Source organism: Bacteroides muris (ex Fokt et al. 2023) (assembly GCF_024704895.1).
Classification (GTDB): Bacteria; Bacteroidota; Bacteroidia; order Bacteroidales; family Bacteroidaceae; genus Bacteroides; species Bacteroides muris.
In genome coordinates, this window is sequence record NZ_JAMZEE010000031.1 from 34,702 (window position 1) to 48,199 (window position 13,498).

General features: G+C 46.4%; 11 protein-coding genes. 1 reads left to right on the forward strand and 10 read right to left on the reverse strand.

The window, feature by feature from the left end; translation table 11 throughout:
* Positions 1–6 precede the first annotated feature (6 nt).
* The 10 genes from M1B78_RS12585 to recJ form a co-directional block, all read right to left on the reverse strand.
* Positions 7–588, reverse strand: a complete 582-nt coding sequence (locus M1B78_RS12585; RefSeq protein WP_138297940.1) for a DUF3575 domain-containing protein — start codon at positions 586–588, stop codon at positions 7–9.
* 553 nt (positions 589–1,141) lie between these two features.
* Positions 1,142–2,104, reverse strand: coding sequence for a site-specific integrase (locus M1B78_RS12590; protein WP_016273094.1), 963 nt, complete (start codon positions 2,102–2,104; stop codon positions 1,142–1,144).
* A gap of 127 nt (positions 2,105–2,231) precedes the next feature.
* Positions 2,232–3,005 (reverse strand): prephenate dehydrogenase/arogenate dehydrogenase family protein, encoded by a 774-nt coding sequence (locus M1B78_RS12595; protein WP_016273093.1) that lies wholly within the window; start codon positions 3,003–3,005, stop codon positions 2,232–2,234.
* Between the two features lie 35 nt (positions 3,006–3,040).
* Positions 3,041–4,108: a bifunctional 3-deoxy-7-phosphoheptulonate synthase/chorismate mutase type II gene (locus M1B78_RS12600; RefSeq protein WP_016273092.1), complete on the reverse strand. Its 1,068-nt coding sequence runs from the start codon at positions 4,106–4,108 to the stop codon at positions 3,041–3,043.
* Positions 4,109–4,323: 215 nt separating this feature from the next.
* A complete protein-coding gene (locus tag M1B78_RS12605; protein ID WP_016273091.1) occupies positions 4,324–5,505 on the reverse strand; it encodes a pyridoxal phosphate-dependent aminotransferase in 1,182 nt (393 codons plus the stop codon).
* Positions 5,480–6,328 (reverse strand): prephenate dehydratase, encoded by an 849-nt coding sequence (locus M1B78_RS12610; RefSeq protein WP_257940854.1) that lies wholly within the window; start codon positions 6,326–6,328, stop codon positions 5,480–5,482. The genes M1B78_RS12605 and M1B78_RS12610 overlap by 26 nt, the downstream gene beginning before the upstream one ends.
* A gap of 295 nt (positions 6,329–6,623) precedes the next feature.
* Entirely contained in the window at positions 6,624–7,373 is a 750-nt protein-coding gene (locus M1B78_RS12615) for an endonuclease/exonuclease/phosphatase family protein (RefSeq protein WP_035457763.1), read from the reverse strand.
* Between the two features lie 21 nt (positions 7,374–7,394).
* Positions 7,395–8,354 (reverse strand): tetratricopeptide repeat protein, encoded by a 960-nt coding sequence (locus tag M1B78_RS12620; protein ID WP_257940855.1) that lies wholly within the window; start codon positions 8,352–8,354, stop codon positions 7,395–7,397.
* Positions 8,355–8,466: 112 nt separating this feature from the next.
* The gene (locus M1B78_RS12625) at positions 8,467–10,446 is read right to left on the reverse strand and encodes a RecQ family ATP-dependent DNA helicase (RefSeq protein ID WP_257940856.1); all 1,980 of its coding nucleotides are present in this window, start codon (positions 10,444–10,446) and stop codon (positions 8,467–8,469) included.
* Positions 10,447–10,645: 199 nt separating this feature from the next.
* Positions 10,646–12,361, reverse strand: a complete 1,716-nt coding sequence (recJ, locus tag M1B78_RS12630; RefSeq protein ID WP_257940857.1) for a single-stranded-DNA-specific exonuclease RecJ — start codon at positions 12,359–12,361, stop codon at positions 10,646–10,648.
* A 196-nt stretch (positions 12,362–12,557) separates the two neighbouring features.
* On the opposite strand from recJ, the gene yaaA reads away from it, so the two are divergent.
* Positions 12,558–13,325 carry a peroxide stress protein YaaA gene (gene yaaA, locus M1B78_RS12635; RefSeq protein ID WP_136009086.1) on the forward strand — a complete coding sequence of 256 codons (768 nt, stop codon included), beginning with the start codon at positions 12,558–12,560 and terminating at the stop codon, positions 13,323–13,325.
* The last annotated feature ends 173 nt before the right edge of the window (positions 13,326–13,498 follow it).

Below are 13,498 nucleotides of genomic sequence, written 5' to 3' on the forward strand. Positions count from 1 at the left end.
ATGAATTTAGAATGTGTATACAAGGTTTACCGCGGCCTTGGTAGGACCGACGTAGTGGTGCGGTTTGTCTTTCTCGAGCTTTGTTCCGCAGTTGGCGCAAGGGTAGGCGTCGAATCGTGTGTAGACATATCCGAAGCCTATTTCGGCTTCCAGGTTCCAATGCTTGTCCAGAATCCAGGAATACCCGTATGCCGCACCCACGCCCAGGAACCATCCCTGGTAACGCCGGTCAGAGAGTTTGGAGAAGTCGCTTCCCAGAAAAGAGAAGTCGTTTTTCAGCCCGCCAACGTTGTATTGACCTCCGAGCAGGTGTGCTCCAACGAAGTGTCCTGCCCATCGGTCGCAAAACCAATAGCGGGCTTCAGGTTGAAGAAGCCAATGCTTCCACTTCCGGTCGTGCGAGAGTGTCCATCCGTTGTAGTTGGCAGATACGTCGAGCGTCCATCTGTCTGCCAATCCCGTTTCCACGCCTGCGTTCAGTGTAGCGAAGGCGTCGTATAGCAGATTACTTTTCAGAGCCACTTCCTGACATTTGGCTCCCATGCTGAAAAGACCTAAAAACAAAACCGCATAAAGTTTTAAAGTCATCTTTCCCATTATTTAAGATTTGTTAGTGTCATTAATATCTTAATCTCTTCTACTTATAGAGAAAAATTATCAAATTACCAATAAATTCCTAAAAGGAATCAAACAAAATTCCGTATGCCCAGCCTATATGTCGCTGGTGGTTGCAATGAAGAGTATTCAGCAAAAACATAGATACTGCCAGAATTACTATTCATTGTTTTTTTGTTGTACAATTACAATGTGTAATAGTGCTTTTTAGTTTCTATATTCTTTACAGTCTGCGCTTACGGACTGTAGTTTCAGGATTCATCTCTTCCCAAGAGACGGATTTGGGTTGCAAAAGTATGATAAACAGTGATAATATCCAAATGTTTCTTTGTTTTTTTATCTGGAATTCATGAATTTGTGAAATTGTATATCGAAACGTATATTGGAATGCGGCTTTGTACTTATGCCCTTGCAGCATGTTGTCATTGATTATTATGCTATACATCTCTTGGGAAGAGATGAAGTTTTGATTTTAACATCAGCTTGGTTCCATCTCTTGGGAAGAGATGTATTTGCCTCTGTATGTTTAAAGTAGGTCTAAAATGAGCTTATTGGCTTTGTCTATAATTTCTGTATTAAGTGAAGCCAGATATATCAGCGTTGTATTTTCAGAGTCGTGTCCCATTCCTTCGCTAATGACAGAAAGCGGAATGTTTTTGCTTTTGGCCACAGTGGCCCAAGAATGGCGGGCAACGTACATGGTGAGCGGTATGGAAAGTTGCAATATGCTGCCGATAAATTTTAATTTTTTGTTGACGAGGTGTAGCGCATTATTGTACTGTTTTCTTTCTTCTTTTCCTATCTTATGAATGATGGGGAGCAGATAAGGTGATTCTTGGGATATGTGGTATTTTTCGAGTATATCTTGCATATCTCGTTCCCATCGTATGCAAAGACGTTGTCCGGTTTTCTTACGTCGATAGGTGAGGATTCCGTTTTTCAGGTCATTTTTTTTCAGGTAAGCCATATCCACAAATGACATGCCTCGGGTGTAGAAGCTGAATAAAAACATGTCGCGTGCATAGTCCAATGAGGGGCAGTGTGACAAGTCCAGGTTTCGGATGTTGCGAATGGTTTTTATGGGCAGTCCTCGCCGTATGGTTTTCTCCACTCCCGTATAGACATTCTTGAAGGGGAATACTTGTTTCGTAAAGCCTTTCTCTACCGCCCGGTTGTACACGGCCCGCAGTATTCGGTTGTAGAAGGAGATGGTGTTCATGCTCACTCCGGTCGATTTGAGATAGGCCTCATAGGAAGCCGTCAAGTCTGCGTCGAAATCTTTCCAAAGTACATCCTTTCCCTGACGGAAGCGCATGAAGCTGTTGAGCGTACACGTGTAGGTCTCGCCGGTGCGCACTTTGCCCAGTCGGTGCATGCGGTCGATGTTTTCTTGCATGAATAGTTGTAAGGTTGCTTTGGGCGAAGCATTGTTCTTTGCCTGCTTGCTTTGCGTGGCGGCAAGCTTTGATTTGTTCTTGATAGATGCCATGAATTAAAAAAATTAAAGTGGATAAAATATTGCTGCTGTTTTGATGCAGCTTTCAGGAGGCAAAGATGTGGTTTTTAGTTGAGATACAAGTGTGTGCTTTGGCATCGGAGCACACACTTGCGCTTGGTTATCTGATTTTTTCCCGGATTTTGGTCAGGTATTTCTTCATTCCTTCCGCATCCTTATTGCTGATGATTTCCAGTAGGTTCTTCAGTTCCAGACGGATGTTCTCCACTTGTGAGGGGGTGCGTGGATTGAAGAGAATTTCTTGGAGCAGGTAATCATCTTCGCTCAGCAGACCTTTGGCGATGGCCATGTGCTTTTTGAATGTAGTGCCCGGAGCTTCCTGGTGCTTCATGACTGCCGAAAACACAAAGGTGGAAACAAAAGGAATGGATAAGGAATAGGCTACGGTTTCATCATGTTCGTCGAATGTATATTCAAAGATATTCAGCTTCATGGTCTGGTAGAGGTCTTTGAAGAAGATTTTGCCCAAGTGGTCGCCTTCGCTGATGATGATTGCATTCTCTGTATTCAGGTTGCTGAGGCTGGCGAAAGTGGGGCCGAACATAGGATGTGTCGACACGTAGCGAAAACCGCTTTCATCGTAGAACTTCTTCAGCCCGGTCTTTACCGAGGCGATGTCGCTGATGATACAGTCTTTGGGCAGTACCGGCAACACTTGACGGAAAGCGTCCAGTGTGTATTTCACCGTAGCGGCATTTATGACTAGCTCCGGCTCGAATTCTTTGATTTCTTCCAGCGTGGTGAAGCGGTAGGTGTTATAGACAAAGCGCAGTTGGTGCGGGTTGACGTCGAACACGGCCGTCTCGTGCTGGAAACTCAATATGTCTGTAAAGAAAGAGCCCATTTTCCCGGCTCCAAGTATTAATATTCTCATGATGTTTAATGTGCTGATATTGGTGCATTGAATAATTACTTGTTTATAATTTCCATTTGTTGTCTCACGCTCTCTTCGTGTATCGCCTCAAATACCTTTTTGATGAATTCGGCATCCATGCCGCACAATGCGCCTTGCGAGCCGCGTTTCTCGAGAATCTCGTTGTAGCGTCCGGTTTGCAGGATGGTTATGTCGTGCTCTTTCTTGTAAGTGCCGATTTCTCGTGCCACACGCATTCGCTTGGCCAGCTCCTGAATAAGATTGTTGTCGCATTCGTCAATCTGCTTGCGTAATTCACTGAGATTTTCGGTGCTTTGCGTTTCCTTGCGGATGACGAGCAGGTTGAGGATATAATCGAGCACATCCGGGGTGACTTGCTGGGCTGCATCGCTCCAGGCACAGTCCGGGTTGCAGTGGCTCTCGATAATCAGTCCGTTGAAGCCCAAATCCATAGCTTGCTGGCAGAGCGGGGCAACGAGTTCGCGCTTTCCACCTATGTGGCTGGGGTCGCAGATAATGGGCAGGTTGGGGATGCGTCGGCGCAGCTCAATGGGAATATGCCATTGGGGCAAGTTACGGTAGAGCTTTTTGTCATAGCTGCTAAACCCGCGGTGGATGGCACCCAGACGCTTCAAGCCTGCATTGTTGATACGTTCCAAAGCTCCAATCCACAGCTCCAGGTCAGGATTTACCGGATTCTTCACCAGTACCGGGATATCTACGCCTTTCAGTGCGTCGGCAATTTCCTGTACGGCGAAAGGATTGGCGGTGGTACGTGCGCCTATCCAAAGAAGGTCAATTCCAGCCTTCAGGCATTCGTATACATGCTTGGCGGTAGCAACTTCTGTAGAAACATACATGCCGGTTTCTTTCTTTACCTCCTTCAGCCATGCAAGGCCGTCTACACCTACTCCTTCGAAGCCGCCCGGTTTGGTACGCGGTTTCCAGATACCGGCACGGAATAACTTGAGGCCTTTGTCAGCCAATTGTTTGGCTGTGCTCATTACTTGTTCTTCGGTTTCGGCACTGCAGGGGCCGGCTATTACCATAGGGCGTTTGTTCTCAACACCGGGCAATGTGATAGGTTCTAGTTCGAGTTCCATATTCTTTATTTGTTTAATAATATTCTTTATTTATACTCTTTTTCTTTTATAATTCTTTCCCTCTCGGGAGACCTTTCTGAACGCGGTTCCCAAGATTTACCAAAACGTCGGAGAGGATTTTACTAAATCATTCCTCTCGTTTTACTAAATCTCCGGTGGAGTTTTTGTAAACGGGGATTCCGGATTTAGGTGGTCTATCTCCTGCCTGTAAGCATTTATTTCATACTCTTGATGCGTTCCAATGCTTCTGCCAGTTTATTGTCCTTACAGCAGAGTGAGATGCGGATATGCCGTTTCCCGTTGCTTCCGAAGATAAACCCGGGAGTGATGAATACCCTGGCTTTATGCAGCACGCGTTCGGTCAGTTCTTCTACGTCTGTACAACTGTCGGGAATCTTGCCCCAGAGAAACATTCCTACCTGCTTTTCGTCGTAGGTACAACCCAAGGCATGCATGATTTCTCCTGCCATCCGGCGGCGGTTACGGTAGTTCGCGTTGTTGCCGTCGTACCAGTCCTGCTCTGCTTCCAGAGCGGTGGCGGCTGCCAGTTGCATGGCACGGAACATACCGCTGTCGATGTTGCTTTTTACTTTCAGTATCCATTGTACGAAGTCGGCATTCGAGGCAAGCATGCCGATACGCCAGCCCGGCATATTGTGGCTTTTGCTCATGGAATTGAATTCTATGCAGCACTCCTTGGCACCCGGAATGCTGAGGATGCTGATGGGATGTTCGTTCAGGATGAAACTGTAAGGGTTGTCGTTCACGATGACGATATCCTTGCGGCGTGCGAAGTCCACCAGCTTCCGGTACAGTTCCGGTGTTGCATTTGTCCCTGTGGGCATATTGGGATAGTTGGTCCACATCAGTTTTACACGACTCGTGTCCATCCGTTCCAGCTCGTCGAAGTCGGGCATCCAGCCGTTTTCTTCTTTCAGGTCATAGTTCACGACCTCGGCGCCGAGAATCTTGCTTAATGAAGTATAAGTAGGATAGCCGGGATTGGGAACCAATACTTGTTCGCCGGGATTGACAAAAGCCAGTGTCACGTGCAGGATGCCTTCTTTGGAGCCGATGAGCGGTTGTATCTCTGTGTTGGGATTCAATGCTACACCGTACCATTTTTTGTACCAGTCCGCAAAACCGCGGCGCAGTTCGGGGATGCCTACGTAGGGCATATAGCCATGTCCGTCTGGATTGCAGGCGGCTTCGCAAAGTGTTCGGATTGTTTTTTCGGAAGGTGGCATGTCGGGGCTTCCGATGCCCAGGCTGATGACGTCCTTGCCTTCCGCATTCATTTGTGCCACTTCTTTCAGTTTTTTCGAGAAGTAGTATTCGCTTACGCTTGCCAGACGTTCGGCCGGCTTTATCTTAGATGTTTGACTTTCCATCTTCATATTCTCCTAATATTTTCAGTTCTTTGGTCAGCGGTGTGATGGCCGCAATGGATTGTTTATATCTCAGTACATTGTCGAACACGACATCTACGTAAAACTGGTATTCCCATTCCCGTCCGATGATGGGCAGTGATTGTATCTTGGTCAGGTTGATGCGGTAGAAGGACAAAATGGACAATACCTGAGAAAGGCTTCCTTCGGTATGGGGAAGGGTGAATACCATGCTTGCCTTGTTGACGTCCTTGCTACGGTGCCGGTTCAGCTCATCCACTTGCCAAGGGTCGGCCACTACCAGGAAGCGGGTGAAGTTGTGCTTGTTTGTTTCGATGCCTTCCTGCAGAATCTTCATGCCGTAACGCTCTGCGGCTGCTTTGGAGCAGATGGCGGCATGACCTTTCAGGTTTTCTTTTCGGATGATTTCGGCACTGCGGGCAGTATCTTCGCCTTCCACCACTTTTATACCGGGGTGCTGTCCGAGGAATTCACGGCATTGCATCAGGGCGATGGGGTGGGAGTTGACCTCAGTAATATCATCCCAGTCTTCATCGGGCAGGCAAACAAAACTATGGGAAATGCGCAGCTTGTACTCGCCGACAATCTGTGCGCCACTTTGGCGTAATAGCTCATTGTTGTGCAGCAGACTACCTGCAATGGTGTTTTCTATTGCCAGCATTCCTATGGTCTGACTGTCTTTCTTGATGGCGCCGAATACGTCTTCAAAGCTGGCGCAACAGATTAACTCTATTTCTTCTCCTTCGAAGTACTTGTGTGCGGCGATGTCGTGATACGAGCCTAATGTTCCTTGAATGGCTACCTTTTTCATTATTCTTTATTTTCTTGGTTATGCTATAAAAAAATCCCGCTTCCATACGATGGAGCGGGATTCAGTATATTTACTTGGTTCTCTATTCAGTCCTTAAGCATCACTGTCACTTGATACATACAAACTCCCGCTCTACTTTCTGGCTAAAGTAAAAGTAAAAAAAGAAGTAATATGCATAAGTAAATGACTTCATACTTGTATTCTCTGTTTTTTTGGATTACGCGACAAAAGTAATGCTTTTCTTTTATATACAAACAAAAAACAATGTTTTTTTTAGGGATAGTAGCAATTTAACTTATTTCCCTTTGATTTGTACAATGACTTGAACCGGACGATGGTCGGATGCAATGGTATCTTCTATGACTTTTCGGTATTGCACATCAAACCGATACCCATTCTTGGAATAGCCATAGATGTAGTCTATACATTGGTTGGGACGGTCTGCCGGGAAAGTACAAGAGGTTGTGTCATTGAGGGTGGCAAAATGTTTTGCCAATTCCAGCTGAGGAGCGCTTGCTGGTGCAGAGTTCATGTCGCCTGCCATCAAAATGGGCTTATCGAGGTTTTGCAAGGCTTTTTCTATCAATGGCACGGCAAGGAGCTGGTCCTCTGGAGTGAGAGACTGGTGTGTGGCACAAAATACATAATCTTTATATTCTGCAATAATGAAGGTGCGTTTTTCTTCCCGTCCGGGCATTGGAATAATCTCGTATTTTATGGGTATCTCTCTGGAGAGAATTCCGATGCCGTAGCTTCCACCCTGAAAAGGAATGGCTGCTGCATAGGTGCCGTGCATTCCGGTCAGTTTTTCTAGCTCTCCAAGAGTATGGATTCCTTTGTTGCGCACCGTTATACTGTCAAGCTCCTGCAGGGCAACTATGTCAGGAGAAGTTTGACTGATAACATTGGCAATGCGTTGGTAATTGTACTCCTTGTCCATGCCGATGCAATTATGTACGTTATAGGACAGTATGTTCACTTGCTGTGCATGGGCAGGTGCGAACATCAGTACAAAAAGTACTGACAGAAACAAATTTCGTTTCATTGGCGGCAATAATTGAATTTGTTATAATCCCAGGATATTACCGGTTCTTCCCTCCGGCTGGTTACCATATTGTCCGTTAAAGTTCTGTATTTCCTTAGGATTGAGTTCCAGTCCTTTCTTCATGTCTTCTGCAGAACCTTCCTTGTCGCCGTTCAGCAACTTGGCACGTCCGCGCTCATGATAGGCCTCTGCGAAATTGGGGTTCAGTTCTGTGGCTTCCGTAAAGAGCCCGATGGCTTCTGTCAGCTTATTTTGGGTGATGTAAAGCTGGCCTAAGTAGAGGAAGGCTTGTTCGTTAAAGGGATTCAGCTCCGTTACTTTCTGATAACTGCTTTCAGCTTTTTCTTTGTTTCCCGTAGCTTCTTCTATCTTTCCGCGGAGCAAGATGGCACCTTCGTCTTCCGGGTCTTGTGCCAGAATGGCGTCTATGTCTTCCATCGCTTCCTTATATTGTTGCATTTGTGCCAGAGCCTCGGCACGGAGCAGACGGGCTTCAGTAAAATCATCTTTCAGTACGATGGCTTTCGTAAGATGGGCGATGCACATGATGCCGTCTCCTTGCCCATTGTCCGCTTTGCCTAGCAGGTAGTGTGCTATGGCGTTGCCCTCTTCTATCTCGATAGCCTTCTTTGCTGCATCTGCCATGGCAGGATAATCTTCCTGCATGTAGCATACGTTGGCAAGACTGAGGTAGGAGGAGGTATGTTCCGGTTCTATTTCGGTCATGCGTTCCAGCAGTTTGTGTGCCTCGTCCAGTTTGTTGGTCTGGATGCAGACTTGGACGAGATATCCCATGGTTTCAAAGTCTTCCTGAATGGCAAGAGCTTCAGTAAAGCATTTGATAGCGTAGTCTGTACGGCCCATGCGTTGTGCACGCATACCGTCATACTTGAATATCTCAAAATTCTTCTGTTCGTTTTTTTGTTTCTCATTTTTCGGATTGTCTGACTTGCCGGAGAAAAAAGATTTAAAGAATCCCATAAGTGATTACAAATTAAAGAATTAAAAATTAAAAAGGAAAAGGTGGGCATGGCTGATAAGTGATGTTCCTTTCAGTGGCAGGGCATTCTTTTCCAACGGCAAAAGTAGTGAATTATTTTTTGATTTGAAGCATTCCGTTGACAGCAATTACCTTGCCTTCGTCCAACAATCCATGTAACACATCGATGAACATGTTTTTATCAGCCGGTATTTGTTCTGCCAAAGTGGCCGGAGTTTGTTGTTTGTCAGATAGGGCTTGAAGAATCTTTTCAGAAAGTTCCTTTTCCGAAAGGTGGTCGGAAGTTTTCTTGTTCCTCAAACTGATGCAGGTATCGCATTGTCCGCAGTCGTGTCCGTTTTTCTCTCCGAAGTAGTGCAGCAGCATCCGGCTGCGACACACGGTGTCGCTGCTCACGTAATCCAGCATGGCACTTATGCGTTTCTCGTATCGCTTTTTGCGTTCCTCGTACACGGCGGGAGGAATTTGCAGGTGACGCATTTCAACTCTCTCTCGCGTGTATATTATATATGGTGTCTTTTTGCGGGGGATGTAACTGACGATACGTAGCTTGGCAAGGTGGATGAGCTGTTCATACACTTGCCGGCGTGTGAGCCCGGTGCGTATGGCCAGTGATTCTTCATTGATGAAAGCATGGTCTGTGAAGACTCCGGTATAGGAGCGGAGAATGGTTTGGATGAGTTTGTCCATGTCTTCGCCGAGTTCCCTCAGTTTATAAAGCTCGTCTCGCCGGATAGTGAACAGTAGCCGGGATGCGTTGTCTTGTTCATCTGTATATTCCAGGTATCCCGCTTGTGTCAGAATCTTTAAGGCACTGTCCACGGGAACGGGGAAATACTTGAACTTTCGGCAAAAGTCTTCTATATTGAATTCGCGTACACAGCCTTGTCCATCTCCCATTGCCATCTGGTAATAGTATTGAAGATGCTCATATACTTCTTTTATATACTCTTTTTCAGGAAAGGTGTCGGGAATGCGTTTGTGCAGTGTTGCCTTGTCCGACTTGGCGTAAAGGACGACCGCGTAGGCTTTTTGTCCGTCCCTTCCGGCACGTCCTGCTTCTTGAAAGTAGGCTTCGATGGAATCGGGCAAATCCATGTGGATGACAATCCGTACATCCGGTTTGTCTATACCCATACCGAATGCATTGGTGGCGACCATGACACGGCTTTCTCCTGTCTGCCAGCGTTGTTGACGGATGTCTTTGGTGGCGTCATCCAGTCCGGCATGGTAGAAATCTGCGGTGATGTCTTCGTTGTGTAGCAGTTCGGTAATTTCCTTGGTGCGGCGACGGTTGCGCACATAGATGATGGCGCTTCCGGGCATACGGCGCAGGATGTGCAACAGCTCTCCCGTCTTATTTTCTGTTTTGCGGACGATATAGGCGAGGTTTTTGCGTTCGAAACTCATACGGAACACATTTTCCTTACGGAAATGCAGACGGGCCTGGATATCTTTCACTACTTCCGGAGTGGCGGTGGCTGTCAATGCCAGGATTGGTACGCCGGGCAGCAGTTTGCGTATTTCGGCTATCTTCAGATAGGCTGGACGGAAATCGTAGCCCCATTGTGATATGCAGTGGCTTTCATCTACCGTAATCATACTGATTCTCATCTTTTGCAGTTTGGTGCGGAAGATTTCTGTATCGAGCCTTTCGGGAGAAATATAGAGAAACTTGAAATTGCCGAATATGCAGTTCTCCAATGTGACGATGATTTCCTGCCTGCTCATGCCCGAGTAGATGGCAAGTGCCTTGATTCCTCGCTTTTTCAGGTTTTGTACCTGGTCTTTCATGAGGGCAATCAACGGGGTGATGACCAGGCAAAGTCCTTCTTTGGCAAGCGCCGGAACCTGAAAAGTGATGGATTTTCCTCCTCCCGTGGGCATTAGTCCCAAAGTGTCCCGTCCCTTGGTAATGCTGTTGATGATGTCTTCCTGTATCCCCCGGAAGGCGTCATGACCCCAGTACTGCTTTAAAAGCTTTATCTCCAATCCACCCCCTCCGGTTCCCCCGTTATCGGGAGAGAGCAATCCCGCAAGGAGGGGAGTTTTGAAGTTGCTATTGCTGCTCATTACTTTACTGGACTTTTTTACTACTTCTTATCGTTGAACTGATGTTTTCTCCTAATTAAGTATTAGTGATTAATTATCTTATAGTATCAACCGATATTTATCATTTCCTTATATAATGCAGTATTATCCTTATTTCCTTCTTACGGGATTATCCCCCCCCTATAACGGAGAACCGGAGAGAGGGGGAGGGGAGAGGCTTTTAATTCGGTTTTATGTCTTCAATCTGCAATTGTACCTCGCCTCGTTTATGGGTATTTTCCTCAATGGAATAGCAAATGTCGAAGGAACGTTTGGTCTTGATGAAGCGTACGTGAGAACTTTGTCCGAAAGCGATGCCGTTCATCACATTGTTTGATTTGTTGTCCACCAATTCCAGCTTGATATGTTCCTGGTCTCGCCCTACGACTTTACTGGTACCATAATCATAGACATTGTGCGTGCAGAAAATGGGTTTGGCATTGTCCGGACCGAATGGATTGAATTTCTTAAGGTCGCTGAAGAATTTCGGAGTGATGTCTCTGAAATCAATCTCGGCATGGATATCGATGACGGCACATGTCTGTTCCGGCAGGATGTTTTGTGATACGAACTTTTCGAAACGTTCGATAAAGGCTGGTACATTTTCCACCTTCATGGAAAGACCGGCAGCGTAGGTATGACCTCCGAAGTTTTCCAGAAGGTCGCGGCAGTATTCAATAGCTTTGTAGACGTCGAATCCGGAGACGGAACGGGCGGAACCGGTTGCCATATCATCCGTACGTGTCAGTACTACTGCCGGGCGGTAATAGATTTCCGTCAACCGGGAGGCAACGATTCCGATGACGCCTTTATGCCAGTCTTCATTGTACAATACAATGGAACGGCGGTCGACAAGTCCGTCCAAATCGGCCACAATCTTATTGGCCTCTTCGGTCATGGTTTTGTCCAAGTCCTTGCGGGTCTCGTTGTATTGATTGATTTGTCCGGCTTTCTCCAGAGCAAGAGAGAAATCTTTTTCAGTAAGCAGGTCAACGGCTTCTTTTCCGTTCTGAATACGTCCGGAGGCATTGATACGGGGACCTATTTTGAATACAATGTCACTGACAGTGATATCCTTGTCCGTCAGTCCGCATACATCAATGATGGCTTTCAATCCTACACTGGGATTGCTGTTCAACTGCTTTAGGCCGTGGTAGGCAAGAATACGGTTTTCACCCATAATGGGGACAATGTCCGATGCGATGCTGACAGCGCAAAGGTCTAATAGGGGAATCAGGTGATGGAACTCGATGCCATTGTTGATGGCAAATGCTTGCATGAACTTGAAACCTACGCCGCATCCGGACAGATGCTCATAAGGATAGGTGTTGTCTTCCCGTTTGGCATTCAGAATGGCTACGGCAGGAGGCAGTACGTCATCGGGGACATGATGGTCGCAGATGATGAAATCAATGCCTTTCTCCTTGGCATATGTGATTTCTTCGATGGCTTTGATACCGCAGTCCAATACAATAATCAAGCCTACACCACTCTCTGCGGCATAGTCTATTCCTTGGGTTGAAACTCCATACCCCTCATTGTAACGGTCGGGGATATAGTAGTCGATGTTCGAATAGAACTGTTGAATAAACTTGTAGACCAATGCCACAGCCGTGGTACCGTCTACGTCATAATCTCCATAAACAAGAATGCGCTCTTTCTTTCCCATTGCCTTGTTCAGGCGTTCTACGGCTATATCCATATCCTTCATCAGAAATGGGTCGTATAGGTCCGGTAGTTGGGGGCGGAAAAATTTCCGGGCATCCGCTGCCGTTGTTATTCCCCGCTCCGCCAGCAATTTTCCCAATATTGGGCTAATTCCCAATTCTTGGGCCAGTTGTTGGCTTGTTTCTGCCTGTTCGGGTGTAATGGGTTGATAATTCCATTTGTGAGTCATTTTATATATTGTTTTTTCTTTTTCTGTCTCAATATGTTGGGGAGCAGGAAGGTTCAATACGTGCACTCTTCTCCAACAAGGTGTAAAGGTATGAAAAACTCTTGAAATGGAGGTGAATTCCAGAGAAAAACTTTATAGGTATACATAATTCTCCGTCGAAAACCTTTATTTTTGCATCTGCTAAAAAAGAATTGTTATGCTTGTCCTTATCTCTTGTGCGAAGACCATGGCATCACGCTGTTCGGTTGTCGTGCCTGAAGTCACGGTGCCGAAATTCGAAGCGGAGGCTGTGCGTAATGCGTTGGAAATGTCGCAGTATCCAGTATCCGAATTGGAAAGGCTTCTTCGGGTGAATACCAAAATTGCCACCGAGAACTGTTTGCGTTTTCATGATTTCTGTTCGGAAGAGAATCATCCGATGCCGGCTATTTGCGCCTATACCGGAGCTGTTTTCAAACGCATTCTTCCGAAGGATTTTTCAGTGGAGGATTTTCGTTATGCGCAAGAGCATCTGCGTATCACTTCTTTTCTTTATGGGCTGCTTCGTCCGCTGGACGGCATCAAACCCTATCGTCTGGAGGGAGATATCCGCTTGCCCGAAAAAGGGGGAGTCTCCATGTTTGATTATTGGAAACCCTTGTTGACGGACTGTTTTATAGAAGAAATTAAAAATAGTGGTGGTGTTCTTGTTAATTTGGCAAGTGCTGAAATGAAGGACTTGTTTGAATGGAAGCGGGTGGAGCGGGAGGTGCGCGTTATTACGCCTGAGTTTCAAGTGTGGAAGGACGGGCAGCTGAAAACCATCGTCATCTATGCCAAGATGTGCCGGGGAGAGATGACGCGTTTCATCGTCAAGAACCGCATAGGGCGTCCTGAAGACTTGAAAGCCTTTGCTTGGGAAGGCTTTGCTCTGGATGAGAGCCGCAGCACGAATCATCATTGGCAGTTTACGCTTTTCCCCTGAGAGGGGGCGGTTTGTTCCCTTCTTAAAAATGTTGTTTGCAGAAAGTGGGTTGTTGATAGCTTGGCCGTATTTGATGTGATATAAGTCTGTACTATTAACGTGAGTTCGGGATAAGAACTTTATTTTTTTCAACCAAGCAAAAGACATAGAGTATTGGGCGGCCTGTCAAGGTC

Coding starts and splice junctions, on each gene's coding strand:
- M1B78_RS12605 (WP_016273091.1), bottom strand. CDS start 5,505: ATGAAGATGGAAAGTCAAACATCTAAGATAAAGCCGGCCGAACGTCTG.
- M1B78_RS12590 (WP_016273094.1), bottom strand. CDS start 2,104: ATGGCATCTATCAAGAACAAATCAAAGCTTGCCGCCACGCAAAGCAAG.
- M1B78_RS12600 (WP_016273092.1), bottom strand. CDS start 4,108: ATGGAACTCGAACTAGAACCTATCACATTGCCCGGTGTTGAGAACAAA.
- M1B78_RS12620 (WP_257940855.1), bottom strand. CDS start 8,354: ATGGGATTCTTTAAATCTTTTTTCTCCGGCAAGTCAGACAATCCGAAA.
- M1B78_RS12585 (WP_138297940.1), bottom strand. CDS start 588: ATGACTTTAAAACTTTATGCGGTTTTGTTTTTAGGTCTTTTCAGCATG.
- recJ (WP_257940857.1), bottom strand. CDS start 12,361: ATGACTCACAAATGGAATTATCAACCCATTACACCCGAACAGGCAGAA.
- M1B78_RS12625 (WP_257940856.1), bottom strand. CDS start 10,446: ATGAGCAGCAATAGCAACTTCAAAACTCCCCTCCTTGCGGGATTGCTC.
- M1B78_RS12610 (WP_257940854.1), bottom strand. CDS start 6,328: ATGAAAAAGGTAGCCATTCAAGGAACATTAGGCTCGTATCACGACATC.
- yaaA (WP_136009086.1), top strand. CDS start 12,558: ATGCTTGTCCTTATCTCTTGTGCGAAGACCATGGCATCACGCTGTTCG.
- M1B78_RS12615 (WP_035457763.1), bottom strand. CDS start 7,373: ATGAAACGAAATTTGTTTCTGTCAGTACTTTTTGTACTGATGTTCGCA.
- M1B78_RS12595 (WP_016273093.1), bottom strand. CDS start 3,005: ATGAGAATATTAATACTTGGAGCCGGGAAAATGGGCTCTTTCTTTACA.